The organism is Coprococcus ammoniilyticus (assembly GCF_025567345.1).
Lineage (GTDB): Bacteria > Bacillota > Clostridia > Lachnospirales > Lachnospiraceae > Coprococcus > Coprococcus ammoniilyticus.
This window is the reverse complement of sequence record NZ_JAOQJS010000002.1, coordinates 75,054-100,395: the sequence shown is the minus strand read 5'-3', so window position 1 is coordinate 100,395 and position 25,342 is coordinate 75,054. Positions and strand designations below refer to the sequence as shown.

At 39.1% G+C, this 25,342-nt stretch carries 25 protein-coding genes; all 25 read right to left on the bottom strand.

Going from position 1 to position 25,342, the window contains the following annotated elements; genetic code table 11:
• Positions 1–252: 252 nt before the first annotated feature.
• Positions 253–1,605: a putrescine aminotransferase gene (locus OCV60_RS02955; RefSeq protein WP_008402829.1), complete on the bottom strand. Its 1,353-nt coding sequence runs from the start codon at positions 1,603–1,605 to the stop codon at positions 253–255.
• 334 nt (positions 1,606–1,939) lie between these two features.
• Positions 1,940–3,418 carry an aldehyde dehydrogenase family protein gene (locus tag OCV60_RS02950; RefSeq protein ID WP_262529275.1) on the bottom strand — a complete coding sequence of 493 codons (1,479 nt, stop codon included), beginning with the start codon at positions 3,416–3,418 and terminating at the stop codon, positions 1,940–1,942.
• Between the two features lie 51 nt (positions 3,419–3,469).
• Positions 3,470–4,534, bottom strand: coding sequence for a polyamine ABC transporter substrate-binding protein (locus OCV60_RS02945; protein WP_262529273.1), 1,065 nt, complete (start codon positions 4,532–4,534; stop codon positions 3,470–3,472).
• A gap of 74 nt (positions 4,535–4,608) precedes the next feature.
• Positions 4,609–5,409, bottom strand: coding sequence for an ABC transporter permease (locus tag OCV60_RS02940; RefSeq protein ID WP_262529272.1), 801 nt, complete (start codon positions 5,407–5,409; stop codon positions 4,609–4,611).
• Between the two features lie 3 nt (positions 5,410–5,412).
• Positions 5,413–6,279, bottom strand: a complete 867-nt coding sequence (locus tag OCV60_RS02935) for an ABC transporter permease (protein ID WP_262529270.1) — start codon at positions 6,277–6,279, stop codon at positions 5,413–5,415.
• Between the two features lie 13 nt (positions 6,280–6,292).
• Positions 6,293–7,429 (bottom strand): ABC transporter ATP-binding protein, encoded by a 1,137-nt coding sequence (locus tag OCV60_RS02930; RefSeq protein ID WP_262529268.1) that lies wholly within the window; start codon positions 7,427–7,429, stop codon positions 6,293–6,295.
• A 27-nt stretch (positions 7,430–7,456) separates the two neighbouring features.
• Entirely contained in the window at positions 7,457–7,804 is a 348-nt protein-coding gene (locus OCV60_RS02925; protein ID WP_008402823.1) for a P-II family nitrogen regulator, read from the bottom strand.
• Positions 7,805–7,961: 157 nt separating this feature from the next.
• Positions 7,962–8,711: a response regulator transcription factor gene (locus OCV60_RS02920; protein WP_262529265.1), complete on the bottom strand. Its 750-nt coding sequence runs from the start codon at positions 8,709–8,711 to the stop codon at positions 7,962–7,964.
• Positions 8,712–8,839: 128 nt separating this feature from the next.
• Positions 8,840–9,040 carry a hypothetical protein gene (locus OCV60_RS02915; protein ID WP_262529263.1) on the bottom strand — a complete coding sequence of 67 codons (201 nt, stop codon included), beginning with the start codon at positions 9,038–9,040 and terminating at the stop codon, positions 8,840–8,842.
• A gap of 76 nt (positions 9,041–9,116) precedes the next feature.
• The gene (locus OCV60_RS02910; protein WP_117784926.1) at positions 9,117–9,848 is read right to left on the bottom strand and encodes an AlkZ-related protein; all 732 of its coding nucleotides are present in this window, start codon (positions 9,846–9,848) and stop codon (positions 9,117–9,119) included.
• A 12-nt stretch (positions 9,849–9,860) separates the two neighbouring features.
• The gene (locus OCV60_RS02905; RefSeq protein ID WP_117784927.1) at positions 9,861–10,271 is read right to left on the bottom strand and encodes a peptide deformylase; all 411 of its coding nucleotides are present in this window, start codon (positions 10,269–10,271) and stop codon (positions 9,861–9,863) included.
• A gap of 117 nt (positions 10,272–10,388) precedes the next feature.
• On the bottom strand, positions 10,389–11,303 hold the full coding sequence (locus OCV60_RS02900; RefSeq protein WP_262529261.1) for an alpha/beta hydrolase: 915 nt from the start codon (positions 11,301–11,303) through the stop codon (positions 10,389–10,391).
• 8 nt (positions 11,304–11,311) lie between these two features.
• Positions 11,312–12,064, bottom strand: coding sequence for an EFR1 family ferrodoxin (locus tag OCV60_RS02895; protein ID WP_118675144.1), 753 nt, complete (start codon positions 12,062–12,064; stop codon positions 11,312–11,314).
• 74 nt (positions 12,065–12,138) lie between these two features.
• Positions 12,139–12,648 carry a hypothetical protein gene (locus OCV60_RS02890; protein ID WP_262529260.1) on the bottom strand — a complete coding sequence of 170 codons (510 nt, stop codon included), beginning with the start codon at positions 12,646–12,648 and terminating at the stop codon, positions 12,139–12,141.
• 80 nt (positions 12,649–12,728) lie between these two features.
• A complete protein-coding gene (locus tag OCV60_RS02885; protein WP_330659683.1) occupies positions 12,729–12,983 on the bottom strand; it encodes a GNAT family N-acetyltransferase in 255 nt (84 codons plus the stop codon).
• Entirely contained in the window at positions 12,955–13,407 is a 453-nt protein-coding gene (locus OCV60_RS02880) for a GNAT family N-acetyltransferase (RefSeq protein WP_021943279.1), read from the bottom strand. The genes OCV60_RS02885 and OCV60_RS02880 overlap by 29 nt, the downstream gene beginning before the upstream one ends.
• Before the next feature lie 29 nt (positions 13,408–13,436).
• A complete protein-coding gene (locus tag OCV60_RS02875; protein ID WP_262529258.1) occupies positions 13,437–13,703 on the bottom strand; it encodes a DUF4143 domain-containing protein in 267 nt (88 codons plus the stop codon).
• 129 nt (positions 13,704–13,832) lie between these two features.
• Positions 13,833–14,630 carry a PfkB family carbohydrate kinase gene (locus OCV60_RS02870; protein WP_173788608.1) on the bottom strand — a complete coding sequence of 266 codons (798 nt, stop codon included), beginning with the start codon at positions 14,628–14,630 and terminating at the stop codon, positions 13,833–13,835.
• Between the two features lie 888 nt (positions 14,631–15,518).
• The gene (locus tag OCV60_RS02865; protein ID WP_330659697.1) at positions 15,519–16,919 is read right to left on the bottom strand and encodes an MATE family efflux transporter; all 1,401 of its coding nucleotides are present in this window, start codon (positions 16,917–16,919) and stop codon (positions 15,519–15,521) included.
• Between the two features lie 6 nt (positions 16,920–16,925).
• Positions 16,926–17,795, bottom strand: a complete 870-nt coding sequence (locus OCV60_RS02860; RefSeq protein WP_262529255.1) for an AraC family transcriptional regulator — start codon at positions 17,793–17,795, stop codon at positions 16,926–16,928.
• A gap of 8 nt (positions 17,796–17,803) precedes the next feature.
• A complete protein-coding gene (locus OCV60_RS02855) occupies positions 17,804–19,126 on the bottom strand; it encodes an MATE family efflux transporter (RefSeq protein ID WP_117784938.1) in 1,323 nt (440 codons plus the stop codon).
• A gap of 182 nt (positions 19,127–19,308) precedes the next feature.
• The gene (locus tag OCV60_RS02850) at positions 19,309–20,010 is read right to left on the bottom strand and encodes a TMEM165/GDT1 family protein (RefSeq protein ID WP_262529253.1); all 702 of its coding nucleotides are present in this window, start codon (positions 20,008–20,010) and stop codon (positions 19,309–19,311) included.
• 15 nt (positions 20,011–20,025) lie between these two features.
• Complete coding sequence (locus tag OCV60_RS02845) at positions 20,026–21,027, bottom strand: calcium/sodium antiporter (RefSeq protein WP_008402794.1); 1,002 nt, start codon at positions 21,025–21,027, stop codon at positions 20,026–20,028.
• A 388-nt stretch (positions 21,028–21,415) separates the two neighbouring features.
• The gene (locus OCV60_RS02840; protein WP_262529252.1) at positions 21,416–23,371 is read right to left on the bottom strand and encodes an InlB B-repeat-containing protein; all 1,956 of its coding nucleotides are present in this window, start codon (positions 23,369–23,371) and stop codon (positions 21,416–21,418) included.
• A 316-nt stretch (positions 23,372–23,687) separates the two neighbouring features.
• On the bottom strand, positions 23,688–25,319 hold the full coding sequence (gene groL, locus OCV60_RS02835) for a chaperonin GroEL (RefSeq protein WP_117807695.1): 1,632 nt from the start codon (positions 25,317–25,319) through the stop codon (positions 23,688–23,690).
• Positions 25,320–25,342: the final 23 nt, after the last annotated feature.

Here is a 25,342-nt window from a genome sequence, read left to right as displayed (position 1 = left end):
CCTATTTATGTATAAATACAAAGAGCCGCTTCGACTCTTTTACCCCAGAACAAAATTGCTTTACAGGATAAATATTTCTATAAAACAAAACTACCGTCCATCCGGCAGTCTGATCATAGCAGTTTCAACTGACGATCAAATCTGTATCCGAATAAACGGTAGTCTTATATATACTTCGCACATTCTATGCATCCGAAAAATCATTGCCTATACTATGGTCAGATGATTTTTCATCACGATATACCGATGAATTTACAGATTATATTCTTTCTTCGTATCAGCAAGTGCCGCATCCATACGCTCGATAACGGCTGCGATCTGTTCCTCTGTAATAACCGCTGTCGGCTCGAAACGGATACACTTGGAGTTTACAAGTGTTCCGGCTGTCATAACACCTCTTGAGAACAAGCCCTTTGCGATGCTGTAACCGATATCAGATGTAACGAACTCAACCGCAAGCATCAGACCTACGCCTCTGACATCATCGATGATCTCAGGATATTTTGCCTTCAGACTTTCAAGTCCTGCCTTTAAGATCTTACCTTTGCTTGCACACTGTCCTGGAATATCATTATCAATCATGTATTTGATCGTTGCGATCGCTGCCGAACAACATACAGGGTTACCACCAAATGTAGGAGAACCAAGTAACCATGGGTTGTCGATCAACTGCTGTACCCACATGGATGGCTTACAGATAATACCTGTGATTGGCATAATACCACCACCAAATGCTTTACCGAATGTCATGATATCCGGTGTTACGCCTTCTGCTTCGCATCTCCACATTGTACCGGTACGACCCATACCTGTCTGGATCTCATCAAAGATCAACGCTACACCATACTCATCACAGATCTGTCTTAACTCTGTCAGATATCCTTCCGGTGGAACGATAACACCAGCCTCGCCCTGAATTGGTTCAACGATCATGGCTGCAACCTTTTCACCAACAGCGATCAGGTTACGGATTGCCTTTCTTGCATCCTCTGCATTACCATATTCTACATGCTGTACCTGCTGTACCATAGGTGTATATGGAACTCTGTATGTATTCTTACCACCCATTGAGATTGCACCCATTGATTTACCATGGAATGCACCAACGGTTGAGATATACCATCTTCCGCCTGTTGCGATTCTGGCAAGCTTCAATGCCATTTCGACTGCCTCTGCACCACCATTTGTAAAGAAACAATACTGAAGATCACCCGGTGTGATATCTGCAACTGCCTTCGCAAGATATCCACGAAGCGGATCCAACAGCTCCTGTGAATGAAGCGCCTGATGATCAAGCTGTGCCTTTACGGTATCAAGGATCTCCGGATTTCTATGACCACATGTATAAATGCCGAAACCACCAAGACAGTCAATGAATTCTTCACCATATAAGCCATCACATACACCGTCATGATCTTTCCACTCAAGCACTGCTGAGTTGGTAGATACTGACTTTCTGTATTTTAACCAGCCCGGGCTTACATAATTATCAAAATAATCTAATGTCTGTTCTGTCATTAATTTCTTTTCATCATCTGTTAATTCATCTGAATGGATATAACCAATTACCTTTTCCAAATCCTTACTTACCTGTTCATAACTCATATTAAAATCCTCCTTAAAATATATTCATCTTTAAACTGAAAAAAAGGAGCCTGTGACCTGTTCACAAGCTCCTTTGCTTCTATGTCTGTATATTATCGTATCTCATGCTCTTTTTCAATTACTAATTTATACCATTTATCTACCATTTATCTATTATATATAATTAAATATAAGTATATTTAGCTCATATAACTGACTTGTAATTCCATCGTCATACCTCTATCGAAGTATCATTTTCTACCCTATTTCTGTTATTCGCCAAATCATTCGGTATTTGAAACGCATTAAAAAACCGCCCACCTTCATTTTTCAGAAAGTGAACGGTCTGTTTTATCTAGTGTTCATACCAGCCTACAATACCCGGGTTCAGATTGATATTGATCTGCTTAACCTCCTGATATTCCTCGATACCATGAACGCCAAGCTCTCTGCCGATACCGCTCATCTTATAGCCGCCCCAAGGTGCTTCATTGAAGGTTGGGTTGTAGCAGTTGATCCATGTGATACCTGCGCGAAGCTCACTGATCACACGATGTGCTCTGGTTATATCGGAAGTAAATACAGCTCCGGCAAGACCATATACGGTATCATTTGCCATCGCAATCGCTTCTTTCTCTGTCTTAAAGGTCTGGATGCTGACAACCGGACCAAAGATCTCCTCACGGACAATCTTCATATCCGAAGTACAATTATCAAAGATCGTTGGACGTACAAAGTAGCCCTTTGCACATTCTCCTTCTGTATAACGCTCACCACCTGTTACAAGTGTTGCGCCTTCCTCAATACCGCTCTTTATGTAAGACAGAACTTTCTCCATATCCTTTTCCGTAATGACAGGTCCGATATCCGGATTGTTCACAGGATTGCCGATCGTCATGGCTTCCGCCTTTTTCTTTAATCTGGCAACAAACTCATCATGGATACTTTCTTCTATAATGATTCTTGATCCTGCGGAACATACCTCGCCCTGATTGAAGAAAATACCGATCATTGCCCATTCTACAGCACCATCCAGATCTGCATCTGCGAAAATGACATTTGGGGATTTACCACCAAGCTCCAGTCCGATCTTCTTTACATTTGTAGCTGCTGCTTTCATCAGACTTTGACCGACTCTGGTACTTCCGGTAAATGTGATCATATCAACATCGGTATTCTCGCCCATTTCCGTTCCGACCTCAGCATCACCCTGTAACAGATTGACGCAGCCCTTCGGAAGTCCTGCTTCTTCAAAGATCTCGAATAACCGGATTGTTGAAAGCGGAGCCTTTGGACTTGGTTTAAACACGATACTGTTTCCTGCTGCAAGTGCAGGAGCCAGCTTCCAGACAGACATCAAAAACGGATAATTCCATGGAGTGATCTGCGCACAGACACCGACCGGCTCTCTGGTCTCATATGAATGCATCTTGCCAAATCCATCATTTACCTCATATACACCACCATGCGGAGTCTTGCAAAGACCTGCGTAATAACGGAAGCAATGAATACCATCACTGATATCTCCTTCTGCTTCACGAAGCGGCTTACCATTATCCAGAGTATCCAGCATTGCCAGTTCATCGGCATATTTGTCGATCAGATCTGCGATCTTTAGAATCATATCACTTCTGGTCTGGGAATCCATATCACGCCACTCTCTTGTCTGGTAAAATGATTTCTTTGCCGCAGCGATCGCACGTCTGGCATCTTCTACACTGCTTTCATAGACCTGCGCGAGCACTTCTCCGGTCGCCGGATTGATAACGTCAAACGGCTTTTCCATACTTCCTGTTACCCACTCACCATCAATATACATCTTTTTTGGTTCCATATATCTTACTCCTCCTGATCAACTTTTTTGTCTGTCTTTTGCCGTTTTGTATTACTGCTTTAATTTGTTCCACATATCGTTGTAAACAGTCAATGTATCTGTATCAAGATTTCCAACAAATTCACCTTTTTCAAATACCTCAGCCGGTATATTCTTTGCTTCATTGTTCCTGTAATCTTCATTTGCCTCCACTGCAGTTGCATTCGCATTCAGATATGGGTATTCCGCCATAACCTTTGTAGCAACATCCGGATCACACATATAGTTGATGAATTTCATTGCATTATCATAGTTCTTGGCACCCTTTGCGATTGCCCAGTTATCAATGAATTTATATGCGCCCTCTTCAGGGAATACAATCTTGATCGATGGGTTCTCATCCATAGCAAGCGCTACTTCAGCAGCCCAGCAGTAACCAACATTACAATCTCCGCTGATCAGAGATGACTTTGGACTGTCACTGTCATATACTGCGATATTATCCTTTAATGTCAGAAGCTTCGTTTCAACCTCGGCAAGCTTTGCTGTATCTGTTTCATTCATGCTGAGTCCCATGCTTCTCTCCGTCATACCGATAACTGCTCTGTAGTCATCCAGTGCTACGATCTGTCCTTTTAATGAAGGATCAAAGAGATCTGCGTATCCCTTAATATCTGTTGATACCTTGTCGGTGTTGACTGCGATCGCTGCCACACCACCCTGATAAGGAACGGAGTAGACATTGCCCGGATCATATGTAGGATCCAGATACTGACTACCAATATTGGACAGATTGGTAAGTGCATCCTGATCCAACTTCTCAAGCATTCCCTGAGCGATCATGGATTCTACCATATAGTCACTCGGCTGTACGATATCATAAGTTCCTTCATCCTCTGATTTTACCTTTGCAAGCATATCCTCATTGGATGAGAATGTTGATACATTTACTTTAATTCCATATTCTTTTTCAAAATCCTTAATTACTTCATCCGGTACATACTCTGTCCAGATGAACAGGTTTAACTCTCCTTTTGTACTGTCTGCTTTCTTACCACAGCCTGTGATATTTACTGCTGTCATTGCAAGAACAAGTGATAATGCAATACTTACTGCTCTTTTTCTGTTTTTCTTCATAATTATGTCTCCCTTCTACTCTTGAACCTTGTTCAGTTACTTCTATAAATTGTTTACTGTTTCATTCTATACAGCTACTGTTTTTTCTTCTTAAACAGATTGCCCTGAGTCAGGACAACAAAAATGATCGTGCCTGTTAAGATCAGTGCTGATAATGCATTTACATCAGGTGCTACTCCACTCTTAATACTTGCCATAACCTGTAACGGATAAGTCATCGTATTACCATTTACAAAGTAGCTTATGATAACGTCATCAATCGATAACGTAAATGCCAGTAATGCACCGGCTGTAATGCCGGGTCTCAAAACCGGAAGTGTGATCTCCCAGAATGTACGGATGCGGTTAGCTCCCAGATCCATACTTGCTTCTTCGATCGAAATATCATAGCCGGATAATCTTGCCCTGACATTGAAGATAACATATGGCACACAGAAGGTGATATGTGCAATGATCAATGTAAGCATACCTCTTGGGACCGAGACCTTTGCGAATACAGTAAGTAAGGATATACCCATTACAATCTCAGGAATAACGACCGGGATATACAAAAGTCCGTCTATGATCCCTTTTCCTTTGAATTTATATTTGTACATTCCGATCGCACCAAGCGTACCTATAATCGTTGAAAGTACAGTTGTGACCAATGCTATGATCATCGTATTGCCAAAGGATGTAAGAAGCGACTGATTTTCAAACAATTTCACATACCAGTCAAATGTAAACCCCTTCCAGGTCAAATATGGTTTTGATGTCGTTGCATTAAAGGAATTCACTACAACAACTGCAATCGGCATAAACAATACAATATAAATCAGAGAACAAAAGATCTTTGAAAGAATACTCTTTGTTCTTACTTTTGCTTTTCTGCTCATCGTTTACACCCCCAGACTATCCATATCGCCGCCTGTCTTCTGGTACAGTTTGACGAGGATCAATGTGATAACAATTAATATGATGGATAGGGCTGCACCAAGCGGCCAGTTATTTCCACTCTTGAACTGACGCTCGATCAGGTTACCAATAACATCTGCATTTCCACCACCTAAGATATTCGATACAAAGAAATATCCAAGACATGGGATAAATACCATGATACAGCCGGAGAAAATTCCGCTGGCTGTCAGCGGCAGGATCACTTCAAAGAAAGTCCGCCAGCCCTTAGCTCCAAGATCAGAGGAAGCCTCCAATAAAGTATGATTCAGCTTACCGATCGCAGTATAAAGCGGAAGTACCATAAATGGGAACAGGCAGTACACCATACCAAATACAGTAGTTCCCTGGTTATATAAGAGGTTCAATGGCTCTGATATCAGATGCAGCTTCATAAGCACGGTATTCAACCAACCGGACGAACCAAGGAATGTCTTCCATCCATAGATACGGATCAGTGAATTCGTCCAGAATGGAATAATAACCAGCATATATAACAGGTTCTTTGATCTGCTCTTTGTCCTTGCAATAATATAGGTAAACGGATATGCAAGCACGATACAGATCACGGTTGTAAGCAATGCAATCACAAGTGACTGAACATAGATCTTAATATAAGAACTGTCCACCAGATGTTTGTAATTATCGAATGTGAACTGAAATGTTACATTGTAATACTGATCAATACTGCAAAAACTCATGACCAGTATATAGATGAGTGGAACTGCTACCAACAGGATCAGCCATAAGGTCACCGGCCCTACCATGATCGTTGCCGGAAGTGTCTTTTCTCTGAATCTCTTTTTATTCATATCAAACACCTCCTTATGCCAGTGTTATATTTTCCATACTCTGATAGAAGCTGTTATCCAGACTGTGGATCAATACCGCATCCTCCGGATTCCAGCAGATAAATACTTTGTCACCGGATTTTGGAAGTTCTTCGCCTGCCAGACGTTCCATCTTTACTTCATTTCCATTTGGAAGAACCGCCAGACACTTGACGACTGAGCCAACATAAATATAATCCTTAACCAGTGCCGGTACGCTGAAGCCCTCTACCGGTTCTGCCGAAAAATGAAGCTTTTCCGGTCGAACAGAAACGGTTACAAATTCACCAACTGAAAATCCGGTGTTCTTTTCCTCTGTCTCGATCACGGAGCCGGAGGTTGTTACATCTCCATTTTCAATTCCTATAACCGCTTTTCCGTTTACGATTGATTTGATCGTTCCGTCAAATACATTTGTCTCTCCAATGAAGGTCGCTACGAACTTGGTTGCCGGTCTTTCATAGATGTCTGTCGGTGATCCGATCTGATCCATGACACCATCATGCATAATGGCTATCCTGTCGCTCATCGTAAGTGCTTCTTCCTGATCATGTGTAACATAGATAAATGTGATATGTAATTTCTTCTGCAGCCGTTTCAGTTCCAGCTGCATCTGTTTTCTAAGCTTCAGATCCAATGCACCAAGCGGCTCATCCAACAGCAGAACCTTCGGACGGTTGATCAACGCTCTTGCAATCGCAACTCGCTGCTTCTGTCCACCGGACAACTGACTTGGATACCGCTTCTCAAATCCGGATAACTGAACCATCTCTAACATCTCCGTTACCCGTTCTTTGATCTCTTTCTTTGGAACCTTTTTCATCTTAAGACCATATGCTACGTTGTCATATATGGTCTTATGTGGAAATAAAGCGTAACTCTGAAAGACAGTGTTTACATTTCTCTCAAATGGCTCTTTATCTTCAATCGGCTCACCTTCTACCTGAATGGAGCCTGTCGTCGGTTCTTCAAATCCTGCGATCATACGAAGCGTTGTCGTCTTGCCACATCCGGATGATCCAAGCAATGTCAGGAACTCGCCTTCCTCTACCTGCAGATTCAGATCTTTTACAACATGATTTGTTCCGTATATTTTATTTACGTCTTTGATATCAACTATAACATTTGCCAAATCATATCACCTCTTTTTCAAATTTCTCTATAATGCTTTTTCTCCTCGTTCACCGGTACGGATTCGTATAGCCTCTTCGATATTTCGAATGAAGATCTTACCATCTCCGACATGTCCGGTAGCTACCTTTTCTCTGACATCCAGAATAATCTGCTCTACCTTGGAATCTTCAACTACTACTTCAACTCTTACTTTTGGAAGAAGATTGATCGTAGTTTTAAAGCCTTTAATCTCATTTACGCCCTCAACAGTTCCTTTCTGTGTTCCGCATCCCATAACGGTTGAGATTGTCATACCACCACAATTCTTCTCATCCAATATGCTTTTTAATACTTCCAGCTTTTCCGGTCTGATTATTAATATGATTTCTTTCATTCTTTCTTCCTCCAATCTGCAACATACAACTAATATAACAAAAAAGAGCCGTTCATCTCTGAACAGCTCCTTTGCTTGTTAACGAAAATATACTACTTTCAAATTAATTCTTCAATAGAACAGGATTACCATTTTTCTACTACTTTTATGGTATTAACTACTCTTTTTCTTTAATCAGTTTAAACATCTGAACACGGTTTCGGATTCCCAGTTTCCGATAAATATTTAAAATATGCTTCTTTAGTGTATTTACCGTTATGGATAAACGGTCACAAATCTCCGTATTCTCCATTCCCTGCAGCAAAAGCTGCAATATGGTCTGCTCCCGCTTCGTCAGATCATAGGTCTTTACTGCCTGTGTCAGCGTCAGTTTCTCCTGACTGGTCATCTGATTGTTTCTGTCCTGTGACAACCGGTATGCCATATGATCCTTAAGCATATCCATCAGGAATACATCTTCATATGTAAAGTCCTCTTTACCAATCGTCCTATATAGTGTCACCACACCCAGAAAATGTTTGTTCCGTCCAAATATCATTTGTAACGCATAATGCCAGTTATTTGGCTTATATACTCTTTGATAATATTCGGTTTGAACTCTTTTCTCATCAGATATGATATCAGTTTCCCGGTATACCATACTCCTGCCACTGAACATAATACCACGGCTGTAATCCATATTCTCATAAATATCTGACAAGTCTTCATCACAGTTGAGGAATACCGGACGTTCCAGATTTTCTTTCTCATTTGATGATGCCAGATAAAAATCTGCACTGTCAAAATCAATGACGGTCTTGATCTGTTCCAGAAACTGTGTCCGCATGGCATCAAAATCACCGGTTGTGTAGATCTTGTATATGATACTGTTCATGACCAGCCAGTCATTTGTTTCAAGGGTCTTCACCAGGTTCCACCTCCCTTGTATTTCATAAAACAAAAAAGTACGCAACCGATGTAACACACCCTTGCGTACTTATTTTTTACTATTCTGTTGGCATGAAGTATAGCACAAAAAAATGATTTGTCAAGCAATTATCTTTTTTTGTAAATTATCAGTTCCGGATCTTTGCCCTGAGCTTCATATGTTGAAATCAGAATAAAATCCATATCTGCAAGAACTCCAAAGTATCTGTCTCCACCAAATTCACATTCAAGCTGATTGCCTAAATATGTTTTCCGGTCATCCAGGAATTTCACTTTTTCTCCATTCGGAAGCCTGTATTCTAAATTCACATATTCTCCAACAAGGGCATTCAGTCTTTTTACCTCAGGCAGACCTTCTACATGAAGATCATTAATTTCTTTGATTCTATTTCAAAAGTTTTTTTATCTGTGCATCTGTTGCGATCGGATAAATATCATGCATGTGCCGGATGATCGTATTCCATGACTCCTGCGGATCATCCTTGTAACAGGAGGTTACATAATCATACCCATAGATATGTTCCGGAGACGAGTAAACCGCCACATCCCAACCATACTCCAGTCCTTTTTTATTTACACGTTTTCTGAAGTTGCAATTACAAAGGTACATCTGCATCATAAGATTGGTGACAGCTCCATCAAATCCCTTTTCGCCGTCTTTTCCGTACCCTGCCATTTTCTTCAGTTCGTTGGAATACAGTTCTGTATCCACATGTTCTTCCATAAAATGATCCATGATCTTTTTATGCTTATTCGGGGCTTTTCCATCCTCATACAGCGCATCAAAATCATATCCATCCCGTCTGTAATTGGCAAATACAGGAAGCCATTTTCTCGATATAAAACCTGCCTTTTTATTAAAAAACTTGCCATATACGATGTCATGTCTTCTTGCGATAACCGCCCGCCACATCCATGGATCTCTGTCAACATCCTCACACCACCAGTACTCCGGCACGGTTCGTTCTTCCAGCGAAAATCCCGGTATATCATTTCTAAAAAGCGGTAGGAAGCCAATCTCATTTATATATTCTATTGCCTCATCTACTGTATGAATACACTCCGGATCATCCCAGTCTACACCATACATGATCCATTTGCCTGAGTCTTTTTCCATGTTTGTCTCCTGTTATATCACTATCCCATTACAGTGATCCACCTCATGCTGAATAATCTGTGCCACAAATCCCTCAAACGCCATCTTTCTTTTTACAAAACCAGCATCCTGAAACTCTACCTCTATCTTCTTATACCGCGTTGTTTTTCGTTTTCCCTCTAATGACAGACAACCTTCCTCTGTTTCATAACGTCCACTCTTTGAACAGATTACAGGATTGATCATAATCATATCTACAGGTCCGGCACTTACAATGATCACATTTTTCTTATACCCGATCATATTTGCTGCCATTCCGACACAACGCTCACAGTTTGCAGCTAATGTATCACGAAGATCATTTACCACATTCATATCAAGCGGTGTCGCCGGAACGGATTTCTGTCCCAGAAAAAGAATATCTTTTACAATAGGTTTTACCATTTTCTATCCTCCATAAGGTCTCATTTATTTCTTCTATCTCGGAAAGATTTGTCACTGATTTGCAAATGACATAATATGCCATTAAAGCAACACAGTCATATGTACCACCTGTTCCATTCACTGAATAAACTTCCTGATTTCTTTACTTATCTCATCATATTTGTAGTCGTGGACATAATGCGGACAATCCAATTCAATATAACCTGCATTGTCACAACCTGAAATATAATTTTCGGGAATACTTCTCCACTTTTCTTTTGTAAAACCGGTTCCACCGGAGCCGTCAGAAATAAACAATAACATCGGCACCTGCGGAATTCCGTTTTCTTTTACAATATTTGCATTCTGTTTTACAGCTTTTACTTCATCGATCATCGTTACAGTTGCAGTTTTTTGATAAAATACTGCTCTGTAAATCTCTTTTTCCTTTTCAGACAATGTTCCGGCTTTGATTGCATCGCTCTCGGCAAGGCTCGGTATCCATCTGGTGATTCCAAGTGCCGCACCATACTGCCCTAATTTCATAATAGGAATATTAATGTTCATTTCATCATAATAGTCTGGTACTGCCATATCCAAACCAACAATAGCCTCAACTTCTTCCGGATACTTCTGTGCCCAGTATAAAGCCTCAAGTCCGGACATTGAATGGGGGCAAAGCACATATGGTCCTTTTATTCCGGCTTTATCAAGTGCCATTCTTGTTTCGCTTAACATCGTATCGATATCCCTGTTTTCGTCTACAACATCACTAAAGCCATAACCGAATTTTTCCACTACAACGATTTTATAATCATTGCTAAGCAGCGAATACAAAGACTTAAAATCCAATATTGGTGAGCAGGTTCCACCTCCGGACATGAACACAAGCGTTTTATCACCATCCCCCTCTGTATATACGCTCATCTTGTGCCCGTTGACTTCTACCAGTTCACCTAACGGAGTTAATAAATCTTTTTCTCTTGAACTGCATACTTTATGGCGAACCAATGATATTATCACGAATAATGCAATAACCGTGATTACAATCAATATTACTCTTAGAATATTTTTTCAAAATGGTAACGCGGCTTTCCAACACTCTTTTTCCCATACTCAATAGCTTCTGTAGGGCAATAACAAATACAAGCCATACAATGAGTGCATTGCTTTCCCCATACAGGCTTTCTGTCCTTAAGCGTAATGTTGTTCAATGGACAGTTCTTAACACATTGACCACAACCGACACAGGCAGCATCCGTACGAAATGCATCAGATTTCACAAAGAAATGATAAAAAATCGGATTTACCGGACCACTCATTAACCGGTCATAAAGATTGTTTCTTGGTACAGCGAACGGTTGCTCTGCCTTAATGTGCGCAATTATATCCATAATAGCAGGTTCCGCATTTCTAACAATCTTTCTTGCTTCTTCTGCTTTCGGTGCACCAAACATAGCAATATAATTTTCCGGCATAATAACCTGAGCTGTACCCATATACCATAAATGTTTTTGCTCCGCAAGGCGCCGATTATATTTCGCTGCATTCCCAATCTCGCCTCCACAGTCCATCACGAACCAAATGCGTTCTGCAGAAAGCAGTTCCGTTTTACAAAGCCACTCCGATACAATTTGTGGAATACGCCACGCATAAGTTGGAACCACTACGATTATATTTCTGCCTGTTTTCATTGGCGAATAATCTGTTGCCTTGATTTTTGCATTCATATCTACAATCTCGTCCTGCAATTCATCTGCAATTTTCTTTGCTATATAACGACTATTACCAGTTCCGGAAAAGCACAATATCATAATAACATTACCTCCGTATTTGCCTCAAAGCCAAGCTTTTCATAAAAGCTTTTTCTCCAACACTCTTTTTGAAATCATCTCACAATATCGTCATTTTTCTCGTATGGCATCGGCTCCCCATTTTCTTTATGTAGGCGTCCTATTTTATCGCAGATTCTATCGTACAAATTATCATTCACATATGCAATCTTCTCCATATCCACATTGTTCTTTGATTTTTTTCCGCTGTAGAATTTTTGGGCGTATGTTCCACATTCTTTTATGTAAGCCATTATTAAATTAATTTCTTGTTTCTCGACTTCTGAAAAAATAGGTTGTTCCGTTAATTTTTCACTGATAAAATCACAAAAATAGGAATAGTCATCATCCCAGTTAATATTTCCATTGTCCTGGGCTTCACATCGAATCTTTTCTATTTCTCTTAATAATTCTCCCTGCAGATTATCTGCTTGTCCAGCTTGCGGAACATAATTTTTCCAAATATATTTACACTCATCAAAATACTGCTGCTCATACTCTTTGCCTATGATCGCACCAATCGTCAAATTGTTTTTTTCTCTTTTTAATTTATCAAATAATCCCATAATTCACCTTAATATCTCTTTCTGGAAATATTTCTCTCGTAAAATTGTTCCAACTATCTCATAGTGTTCTTTAACTATTGTTATTCAAGCCACTGAATAAAAGCAGTTTTATCAGAACTATTATATCCTGCATTCTCATAAAATCTTAATGTACTTTCCTTTTTTGATCCTGTCAGAAGCATCATCTTAAAGCAGTTATTCTGCTCCGCTATGTACTTTGCATATTCCAAGCATTTCGTAGCATAGCCGTGTCCTCTATAGTCTGAATGTGTCACAACATTTTCAATAAACGCATATCTATAGCCGTTAAAGTTTATATTGCATGAAGTTACCATTATGTACAAATCCAAAATCCGTATATAATTTAACTCCCATATCAGACGCTGTAATCTGTATTGTTCCACAGCCATATTCCCTGGCGTCATCTATAACGCGGGATAGCAGTTCCTTTGCAATACCTCTTCTTCTATATTCCGGATTAGTAAACATACTGGACAACAATCCTATCTTTCCACTTGGACATCCAAAATAGGGAGGCTTCTCCACAAATGACATCCCGCTTGTTCCAATAATATTTTCCTCATCAAGAGCAAGCCAAGATACAAATGTTCCATCCGCCATATGTCGAGTATAATATTCCTTCAATGCAGGAACCAAATCTATCTTTTCTTTAGCACCTTCTTCTCTAAGCTGATTTATCCTCATATGAATAAACGTATTCAGTTCTTTTTCTGTAAGTCTTTTATATCTAATATCCATTTTCACGATTCCCTTATACAAACTGATATTTATAAATTACATACCGCATACAATGGTATATTTACCATCCATTCCTGATCCATATACTTTAGAGTCGAAAAACGTACAGCTTTCTCAGTTCCATAATAATATGGTGCGTACGGCGTATCTGAAATCAGCTGCTGCAATACATATTGCTCTGTGAGAGCACCCTTGAATTCCATAAAAATATCATTTCCTTCCAATATAGATGTCACCGGCAACTCACTTAATGCCCCCAGTAATCCGACATCCAGCATAAATAATTTATACCGCATTCATCCGTTGGTTGTTATAAAAAGAAATATATGCTGTTTTCTCATAACAATTCTTTTCACCGTAACAGATTATCCAATACTGTTCCAACCATCATTGAAATTCAGGAACTCCAAAAGACTCTCTTCTTCTTAAAATCCACCATAATGAGACAGCGTCTCTGTTGCTAATTCTGTCCCAACTCTCATAGCCTCATAAATATTCCCATTTATCAAATGTGAACATACAAAGCCTGCATGGTAACTATCTCCACAACCTGTAGTATCAATTACTTCTTTAACTTTATTAGCTTGAACAAAATACTTTTCACCATTATGATATGTAACACTTCCTTTATCAGCTAAAGACACATTAAATAGCCCTTTATACTTCTCTGAAAACGCTTCAAATATTGGGAGAATTGATTTCTCTCCACTAATCATGAAATAATCTATATATGGTGCATATTTTTCCATTTCTTTAAAATTACGACATTCTACAAAATCCACTGCCAATCTGAAATTGTTATTCTTTTTTAAATCTATAATTTGTCCAAAACAGCCTGCCCAAAAATGTACAAATACAACATCTGATTTTTTGATAAACTCCAATTCATCATGGTTCAATATCATTTTATCAACAATATCACCCGTCCATGAATCATCTTTGTAATATCTGTCACCGCCAGCTGTAAGATATGTACGATTATTCGCTGTTACTTTATCCTTTTCTACTCTTACGTGGCTTACATCTATTCTCTTATCAGAAATAGAATCCATAATAAATTTTGCGTAAGAATCCTGTCCAACTGCACCCAATATTGAAACATTGAACTCCTCAAATTTTGATGCATGGACTGCAAAATTAAGGGCTTCACCGCCAGCATATAGTTCATCAGTTCCATCAAAAACATCTACACATAAACACGGAAGTGCTACTAAATTTATCATTCTTTATACCTCTAAAATTTCTAATTTTTCTGTTTTATCAACTTAATTCTGTCATAATATAAAATGACTTCCGGCAGGATTGGTCAAAATTTAAAAAACCAGAAAAGCTTCCCTCCATATGAATTTTTCTTACTGATTAACAGCGCAGAAACTGCATGTAATAATAAAAATGCACCGCTTATAATCGTCATTACCAGTTCAAACTGTGATAAGACCAACATGGAATTATCATTATAGCCTATATAAACATTCTTACTGCCCAGAGTGCTGCAATTTTCCTCATACCAGAACACATCGGCACCATTGACAGGCGAATTCGCCTTAATCTGCAGCACCGTATAAGTTGACCGGATGCCTTTCCCATAACGTGATTTGTAATTTCTGACATCATTTCCGCTATGTACCTTGACATGATTGGAGCTCTGCCGAGAACTTTGATATGTTACAGTTCCTTTTGTATGATTCTTCTTACAGGCATATCCGACCACCTTCGGCATACCCGGCCGCAAAGAAAATCAAAGCAACTACAAGTGCTAAAATCTCAGCCGTATAGAACGCATTCACCGATTTGTTTTTCATTTTTATCTCCATAGTATAGCAAAACAGGGAGCTAATCATCTTATCTCCCTGAAATTAACAATTCGCATTTTAAGCTGCAAAGCACTTAAATTAAAGGTTTGCACTCAAAGTAGCAACGCACTTAAATCAAGCAAGTGTACTTGCTCGTTTACATTATATGTAATTATCAAGAAAAAAGCAATAAAACTAATTGAGATTTATGCTATGTAAACTGACAAAACCACACTCTATGATCTTCATCTCTTACAAACGTGTAAATTGATTTTAATCACTCAAATTCTTTTATATCATTCCAACTTCTTTCCTTTATTAATTGCTGTATAATTTTAGTTGAATTCTCCAGCTTTTTCTAAGTGCCACATACGAAATCAGAAAGTTTGCAAGCCAGCCGGCCGGTACAGCAAGCCAGACAAACGCAATACCGAAACGGGGTGCAAAAATCAATGCAACCGACAAGCGTATCGCAAGGTTTACCATATTTGCAATGAGAAACGGACGCATAATTCCAAGTCCGCGAAGGACTCCGTCAGTTGCCATCTTAATACCCATAAAAATGAAAAAATAACCAAGCCATCTCATATAATCACCAGACACCTGATACGCCAAAGCAGTTCCATCTTTACCAAGAAATAGCGAAGAAATTTGTGTGTGCAGTGTTTCAATAACTACAAAAGCAAGCACTGCAAAACATACATCCAACACCAACGCAGCATGATATCCTTTTTTGATACGTTCAATTTTCTTTGCACCATAGTTCTGGGAAACATATGGTGAAACTGCATTACCAATGGATACGAATATCAATGAAAAAACATTCTCTACTCTCATCGTTGCTGCATAACCTGCAAGCGCCTGCGTGCCGAATGGATTTACAACAGCCTGTACGATCATCATACCAATTGACACTGTAGACTGCTGCAGAACAGACGGAACGGCAATTTGAAGCATAGAAGATAGTTCCTGCCTGTCAAACCAGTTAAAGGGACTTTTATATCGACGCATCCGGCTAAAGAAAATCAAAAGCGAGAACACGGCGGAAATTCCCTGTGCAATAAGAGTTGCGAGAGCGGCCCCGAACACACCCAGACCAAGACCGGCCACCAGCCAAATGTCCATAAAAATATTCAAAATAGAAGAAACTATCAAAAGGCCTAACGGAATCTTCGATTCACCGATTGAGTTAAACATCGTTGAAAGAATGTTATACATAAACAAAAACGGAAATCCCACAAAATAAACGCGAAGATACAACACTGCTTCCTCCAGTATATCAGCAGGTGTTTGTAATGCAGTCATCATAAAGCGAGAAAAACAAAAACCGAAGATACCCAAAAGTACGCTTAAAATCAAAAAGCTGATCAAGGATGTTGATACAATAGTTTTCATTTTGCTATAATCTTGGGCACCAAAATAGCGACTTACGAGCACCCCCGCCCCTACCCCGGCACCGAGTGCTATACAGATAAAAACATTTGTCAGTGCGGCACAGGCGCCAACTGCCGCAAGTGCAGGAGCACCGACATACTGACCAACAATGATTGAATCTGCCATATTGTATACCTGTTGAAAGAAGCTACCCAGAATCATAGGCATTGCAAATACAGTCAGTGCTTTTATAGGGGCATCTGTAATTAAATATTCATCTTTTGACATTATCATTTTCCTCCATAAAACGTAAAACGTTACAAAATCAGAGCTAACGCAGCCAATACAATGTTATTGCATACAGTCAACTTGCTTTTTTCTGTATTTTAACGGAGAAACTCCGTATGTTTTTTTAAAACTTCTGATAAAATAGCTTATATTTTGATAACCACTCCGCATTGCTGCCTCTGTAACAGAAATATCAGTGTCTTGCAACAGCTGTTTTGCATACTCTAACCGTAAATACGCCACATATTGTGAAAGTGTAATATGAAAATGCTCCTTAAAATATCTGGATATATATTTTTCAGAAAGATGAAATTGCTCCCCAAATTCTCTTAATGATATTTTTCCTGTAAAATTCTGCTGTATATACGAGACCATTTCTTTTTCTACAATATTTCTACCACTTGTGTTATTTTCTACTATAAATCCCTTTTCCCACATTTCAAGAATAAATTGTAAAAGAATTATTTTGGTCTTTATCTGCGTCGCTATGTTCAACTCTCTTTCACTCTTTTTTGTTTTATATATCTCAATTAACTGCTCACACAATTCTTTTATCGTATCTTTTACACTGGGACTTATCATCAGGCGACCACTCTCTAACGGCTCAAGTAATCTATCATCTAGTATATCATCTGTATAAAATGATATATATTTCAATGGGAAAAGAAAAGTAAAATAATCTACAGTACCGGTCTTTGAACCCATAAAATGCAGATTGCCCGGTGATACAACGAAGGCATCCCCGGGTTTCCCGATATAGTTCTCTCCTGATATATTTACAGTCAAAAAACCACTTTTTACATATATAATTTCGAATTCATCATGCCAATGTACCGGTATCTGAAAGGACTGACCCGCATTCTCTATATGATATGTACTGAACGGATCATCCTTTGTACCATGTGGTTTATTTTCCTTTAATTCAAAATACATAATCTCTCCTATAGTTCTATAAGACTCTTACTTTTCCATTTTCCGCTTTTCCATCGAAGCACCATTCCAACAGCTCTCGCACATTCATCACCTGCCATGGCAATATATGCTCCTACCGCCAGAAAGCCCAAATGTATTCCAAGAAAATATGTACCACCAACCGCAAACAGATACATGAAAATTGCACCCATTATAACCGGAAAAACTGCATCTCCACTGGTTTTTAGCGCCTGACTATACACAAGATTTGTCACCCTTCCAAGTTCAAGGAATATATCTATTATTAACAATTTTACAACAAGACTTATCATCTGTGCATCATCCGTAAATATATGCACTATAATGTGTCCGGACAGTGCAAATGTCACAGAGAAGCATGTGGCTATTACAAGGCCATATATCTCTGCTTTTTTTATACCCCTGTCACATTCTTCAAACTCCTTTGCTCCGATTCTCCAGCCTGTCATAATAGCATTAGCCTGTGCCAGTGCAGCTCCTGCACAATATGAGAAATTTGCTATCTGCATAGCATACGAACGAGCTGTGACATTCATTCCGTTCGCATCCATCTGATTCATAAAACGCACTATAAATGTCATTGCTATATTATAAAGTGCTGTTTCAAATGCAGAAGGAAAACCTATTTTAACAATCTGCGCAAGTATCTTTCGCGGCAAAATACGATCAGGACTTTGTTTTGCTTTTATAAGTACAGCGCCCATCACCGCTACAATAACAAGATTTACAACCCTTGAAATAACCGTGGCAACGGCAACTCCCATTACTCCCCAGTTAAATACAAATAAGAATACCGAATTTAGTATTATATTAAGAACATTTCCAACAATAGTTCCTATCAGGGAATGCTTTGTATATCCAAATACTCTCAAATAACTGGAAAAAATAGGAATAATCGCATTTAAAAAACATGTTCCACCAACAATTTTGAGGTATGTTTCAGCCGGTTCAAACAAAGCAGGAGCAATACTTACTATTCTAAGTATTCTACCGGAAAAAATTGCAAGAACAACAGACATCAGAATACCTATGAACGCATTAAACATAAGTCCAAGCTGTCTGGCCTGATATGCTATCCCGGGTCTTCCCGCTCCGATATTTTGTGACATAACAGCTATCATACCCGATGATATCACTCCAAACATAACAATGAAAACACCTATATAAGTATTTGCTGTTCCCACTGCTCCCACAGCCTGATCACTTACAGATGATAACATAAGTGTATCAACCATCCCTGAAAGCATATAGAATAAAGTTTCCAGACATATTGGCACAGATAATTGCGATAATGTTTTCCTTTCAACCATCATGTTTTCTCCTTACATACAAATATAACATATATTATCAATAATACGATATATCTTTATGTGTTTCTTGTATAATATCAAACAAAAATGGCACTATTTCTACTATTTCACGCAATAATCTATCAGAATTGTTAATCTTATCGTTGACATCCAGACTATTTATTTAATGAAATGAGATTTGTATTCTATTCGTTTCCTGTATTTTTTCTTTTTTTCTTTTTTCGCCGTACGAAAAGGAATGCACATAAGCCCGCAAATACAACGACTACAGCTATAAGTATCAGCAGTACCGGAATCCGGCAAACACTTGAAGAGATGAGCTTAAGGCCCTGATAAAGTGTATACACACCAAATATCGAGAATATCACAAATGCCAGTGTATTAAGCAGTCCATCCGGAGTTTTGCTCTTTAAGAGATAACCGATCAGCATTCCAAGAATGTCCGCTGCAAATAATCCGAGCGAACAACCGATCCATATAATAAGTGCTGCCCCCATACCTTCATTCGCACCAAATGTTATAGCGGTAAGCTGAGTCTTATCTCCAAGCTCAGCTACAAAAAATATACAGAAAACAGCCAATGGCGCAAACTCGATCTTTGATCTTCCGTTTTCTTCTTCCTCTTCGTCGTCATCGGAAATCGTTGATGCTGCGAAGTAAAGAAATGCAAGTGCTGCAATATTCTTAATGAGCCATTCCGGAACAAATTCGCTGACAAGTCCACCTGCAAGAACCGCCAGACCATTCAGTACAAGAATTGCAGCAGCAGTTCCTAATATGATATCTTTTAATTTGTACTTAGACGTAAGAGCAATCAACATAAGCTGTGTCTTATCTCCCATCTCCGCTATGAATTCCATAAAAAATACCTTTAAAAATAATATCATTTGTTATACCCTCATTTATCTTATTACAATATAAACTGCATATACTGCATAGAGAGCAACCATACACAAACCTTCGATTCTTCCGATTTTCTTCTTTGTCCCTGCGAATATCCATACACACACAGTAAATGCAACCAGTACACACAGATCAATAATATTCTCTCTGATTATACTGATCGGACTGATTACTGATGCAATACCAAGTACCATAAGTATGTTAAATATATTTGAACCGATCGCGTTACCAAGCGCCATATCAACTTCATTCTTTCTGGCTGCAACAATTGAGGTCACAAGCTCCGGGAGTGACGTGCCTATCGAAACGATTGTAAGTCCGATCAGTGTCTGACTCATTCCGAGATCACTTGCAATTCTTGATGCCGCATCAACGGTCACATCCCCTCCGACTGCAATCGCTATTGCTCCGCCAACGATAAACAGAATACTGACCGGAACGGATACAAGCTTAATTTCCTCATCCGAGCCACCTTCAATCTCAACTTTCTTTCCTTCTTTGTTGGCCTTTAATGCAATCCTGATCATGTAAAAAATGTATCCTGCAAATAAACCAATAAATATAGCACCATCCATATGTCCCAACGTCATGCCTGTTTTGTCTCCAAGGCCGATTATTCCTAAAAGCATTAAGAGTCCGGCACATATAAGTGAAAGCGGAATATCTCTCTTTATCGTTTCTCCTGCAACATTTACTGTGGCTAATATTGCACATACTCCGATAACAACCATCAGATTAAAAATATTAGAACCAACTACATTACTAACTGCAAGTTCATTATTGCCTGCTATTGATGCTGATACACTGACCGCTGTTTCCGGAAGTGATGTTCCCATCGCAACGATTGTAAGTCCAATAATTATAGATGGAACATGCAGTCTCTTTGCTACACTCGAGCTTCCCTCTACAAAAAAATCCGCTCCTTTGATCAGCAGTACAAAACCGATCACAAGAATTACAATTACAAGAGCAAACGGGGCGTTGTTAATGAATTTTTCCATATTATTCTCCTTTTTCTCTATCCATACCAGTGATGTCAGCCGAACTGTCTACTACTATAAAGTATGTCCGACAGATTAAAAAAGACTCATGTATATCAATTATCCGCCGGTGTATATTACACAAGCTGTTAATCGATATACATGAGTCTCATTATTTAAGATTTGCCAGATTATACTCTCTTATTATAATCAGAATGTTGACAAATCACACTTTCGCGCTAACTACTCCCTCATGGAATATTAAGTTACTCGATAAATATTATCAAATGTAACCATGCGTGTCAACATCTTATTTTAGAAATATTTATCAGAAACATTTATCAGCAGTGGTCTCAGACTACTGTCCATCCAAGCCACTGCCGAATTTACAACTTCTTTCTATTTACTTTTATTTAACTGTTACCTTTACTTTCTTAGCGCATCCATTTACTGCATAGATATATACATAACAGGTGCCTTTTCCTTTTGCTGTGATCTTGCCATCTTTGGATACAGTTGCTACCTTTTTATTTGATGTGTCATATCTGAATTTTGCTGTATGACCAAAGAGTGGAAGTTTATTATTCTTTTTAACAATAGTTGCTTTTATCTTAGCTGTTTTTCCCTTTTTCAGGCTGTAAGCGGATTTCTTTATCTGAATCTTCTTGGCATCTGTTACAGTCGTATTCTTCTTGCCAACCGCATGACCTGTAATGGATTTTCCGATGGTCACTTTCTTGCCGGCAACCTTCTTATATGCAACTACATAACATTTTACATTATCTTTCTGATTTACAGCCTTCTTATTCAGCTTATTGATCGTCACAGATAAGGTCTTTGCAGATTTTACAGACTTAACAACGGTGTATTTTCCCTTCTTACAATATGCCATATATACATCATATCCATCTGCTTTTGCAACCTTGCCCCATGTTACTTTAATCGGCTTTCCTGTAGTGATATTGAACTTGGAACTTAATGCCTGATCATTTGCTTTTGTCCGTTTTGCTTTTACAACAGGGGACTGCTTCACCGTCCACTTAGCATAAAGAATTGTATTTCCTGTTAATGCTTTACCCGGCATAGCCGCCTTTGTGAGTGCCTCGTCTGTATACCAGCCTGCAAATTCATATCCAGCTTTACTTGTTGTTGGAAGCACATCCGGGAGCTTCTTTTGATGTACAGCTTCAGTTACTTCACTTCCGCCATTTGTGTTATATGTGATCTTATATCCAAGGTTATCATTCTCGATAACTGTATATGGAACATTTCTCTCTAATGGACTATTTGAATTTGTTGTATACCAATTAAAATCTGCATATCCAACATCATCTTTATGGTCTTTATGTTCATCCGTCTGCTCAACCTCATAACACTTCTGATCTCCATCACTGATTCCTACATCTATATTATCCGGATCAGAGTCAGCAGATGTGATCCAGATCATATGACATTTCCTACATACAGTGATCCATTTATTAGGCGATAACTGATTACCAAAATAAATCTTGTCTCCGACCTGCACTTCATCTGCCTTTAATACTGTATTTGACGCATCTACGATATCTGCCGCAGCTTTCTTGTCTGCATCTACATACTTACAGATTGAACATGTATATCTGGCTTCACCTGCAGTTCCATAAGAATGTTCCTGGAAATCTTCCTTCAAATCACTATGTTCACAGGTTGCCGCATGCCAATGACCATATGCATTACTGCTCCAACTATTAGAAAATGTATGCTGGTGTACACTCGATTTCGACCACTTTGCATACAACGTTATATCTTCAAATATTGAAAGTTCTCGCGATACCGGCTGTGTAAGATTTTCATCTGTATACCAGCCAATAAAATCATATCCAGCTTTGGTCGTTGTTGGAAATGTACTCGGTATATGTGTCTGTTTAACAGCATCCGCTATTGCACTACCACCATTTGTATTATATTTAATCGTATATCCAAGATTTGAATTTCCCATAACTGTATATGGAGTATTACTAGGTAAATATTCTCCTGTGAAGTAAAAATTAAACTCACTATATCCAACATAACCGGCATGATCTTTGTGTGCATCTGATCTCATTACAATAGAATTGATTCTGTCTCCAATCCAATATTGCGAAGAGCCACCGTATGTTATCCAGATCATATGACATTGCTTGCAAACTACTATCTGTTTGTCTGGAGACAACTCAGCTCCTACATAAACCGTATCCCCTACCTGTAGAGTCGTAGGATCAATCGTTCCTGACCTGTATTCTGTTGCATTTACTTTCATTGTTCCCATGCCTACAAACATAACAATGCCAACCAGCAAGGCCGTCAGGATGCCTGTAACTTTGTTTTCTTTTAGTCGTCTTACCATATTTTCTTATCCCCTTTCATTCATCTGAATACAACACATAATACAACATATAGTATAATTATATCTGCATGTCTCATTATGTTGTTCCAAATAAGTTATTTTCTGGTATTGTACCATAATCATTTCCCCATACCGGATTCTATGCACGAAATGTCTGAAAAACGGCATGAAATGTTTCACTAGGTCTGGAAATATGGTCTATGCGTGTATAAAAAAAAGAAAGATAGCATGTCACTATCATGTATCTTACACGATAATAAACAATACTATCTTCCTTTTTATTCTCTATTTGAACTTTATGAGTGATGTATTATTTTTACATCATACCCATTCCGCCGCCCATACCTGCACCTGCCGGCATAGCTGGAGCATCTTCCTTAATATCAGCTACAACAGATTCTGTTGTCAGTAATGTAGATGCTACGGATGTTGCGTTCTGTAAAGCACTTCTTGTAACCTTAACAGGATCGATGATACCTGCTTCGATCATATCTACATACTTCTCATTGTATGCATCAAAACCGATACCCGGCTGTGATTCTTTGATCTTATTGATGATAACAGAGCCTTCCAGACCGGCATTTGCTGAAATGTGGAATAACGGAGCTTCCATAGCCTTAAGAACTACCTTAGCACCTGTCTTCTCATCGCCTTCAAGTTCTGCAACCAGTTCTGCAACCTTCTTAGCTGCATGAATATATGCTGATCCACCACCTGCGATGATGCCTTCTTCAACAGCAGCTCTGGTAGCATTTAATGCATCTTCCATACGGAGCTTAGCTTCCTTCATCTCTGTCTCAGTAGCTGCACCAACACGGATAACTGCTACACCACCTGCAAGCTTTGCAAGTCTTTCCTGAAGCTTCTCTTTATCAAATTCAGATGTTGTCTCCTCAAGCTGAGCCTTGATAACATTTACTCTGCCCTGAATATCTTCCTTGGTTCCGAAACCATCTACGATAACTGTATTCTCTTTTGTTACCTTTACACTCTTAGCACGGCCAAGGTCATCTAATGTCGTATCCTTTAAATCATAACCGAGTTCTTCGGAAATAACCTTACCGTTTGTAAGGATAGCAATATCCTGTAACATTTCTTTTCTTCTGTCACCATAACCCGGAGCCTTAACAGCTACAACCTGGAATGTACCTCTTAACTTGTTTACGATCAATGTTGTAAGTGCTTCACCTTCTACATCTTCCGCAATGATCAAAAGCTTCTGACCACCCTGTACGATCTGCTCAAGTACCGGAAGGATATCCTGAATATTTGAGATCTTCTTATCTGTGATCAGGATGTATGGATTATCAAGTTCTGCAACCATCTTCTCCATATCAGTTGACATGTAAGCTGAAATATATCCTCTGTCGAACTGCATACCTTCTACGAGGTCAAGTTCTGTCTTCATGGACTTGGACTCTTCAATCGTGATAACACCATCGTTTGATACCTTTTCCATAGCATCTGCAACCATCTGTCCAACTTCATCATCACCGGCTGAAATAGATGCAACTCTTGCGATCTGCTCTTTGCCGTTGATTGTCTGGCTCATCTCTGAAATTGCTTCTACAGCCTTGTCACAAGCCTTCTTCATACCCTTTCTGAGGATGATTGGATTAGCACCTGCTGCAAGGTTTTTCATACCTTCATTGATCATTGCCTGAGCAAGAACAGTAGCTGTTGTAGTACCATCACCTGCAACATCATTTGTCTTTGTTGCTACTTCTTTTACGATCTGAGCACCCATGTTCTCAAATGCATCTTCCAGCTCTATATCCTTTGCAATTGTAACACCATCATTTGTGATAAGTGGTGAACCATATGACTTTGCAAGAACTACGTTTCTTCCTTTTGGTCCAAGTGTTACTCTTACTGTATCTGCTAACTGATTTACGCCTGCTTCAAGAGCCTTTCTGGCTTCTGCTCCGTATTTAATTTCCTTTGCCATTTTTTTCTACCTCCAACTGTTTT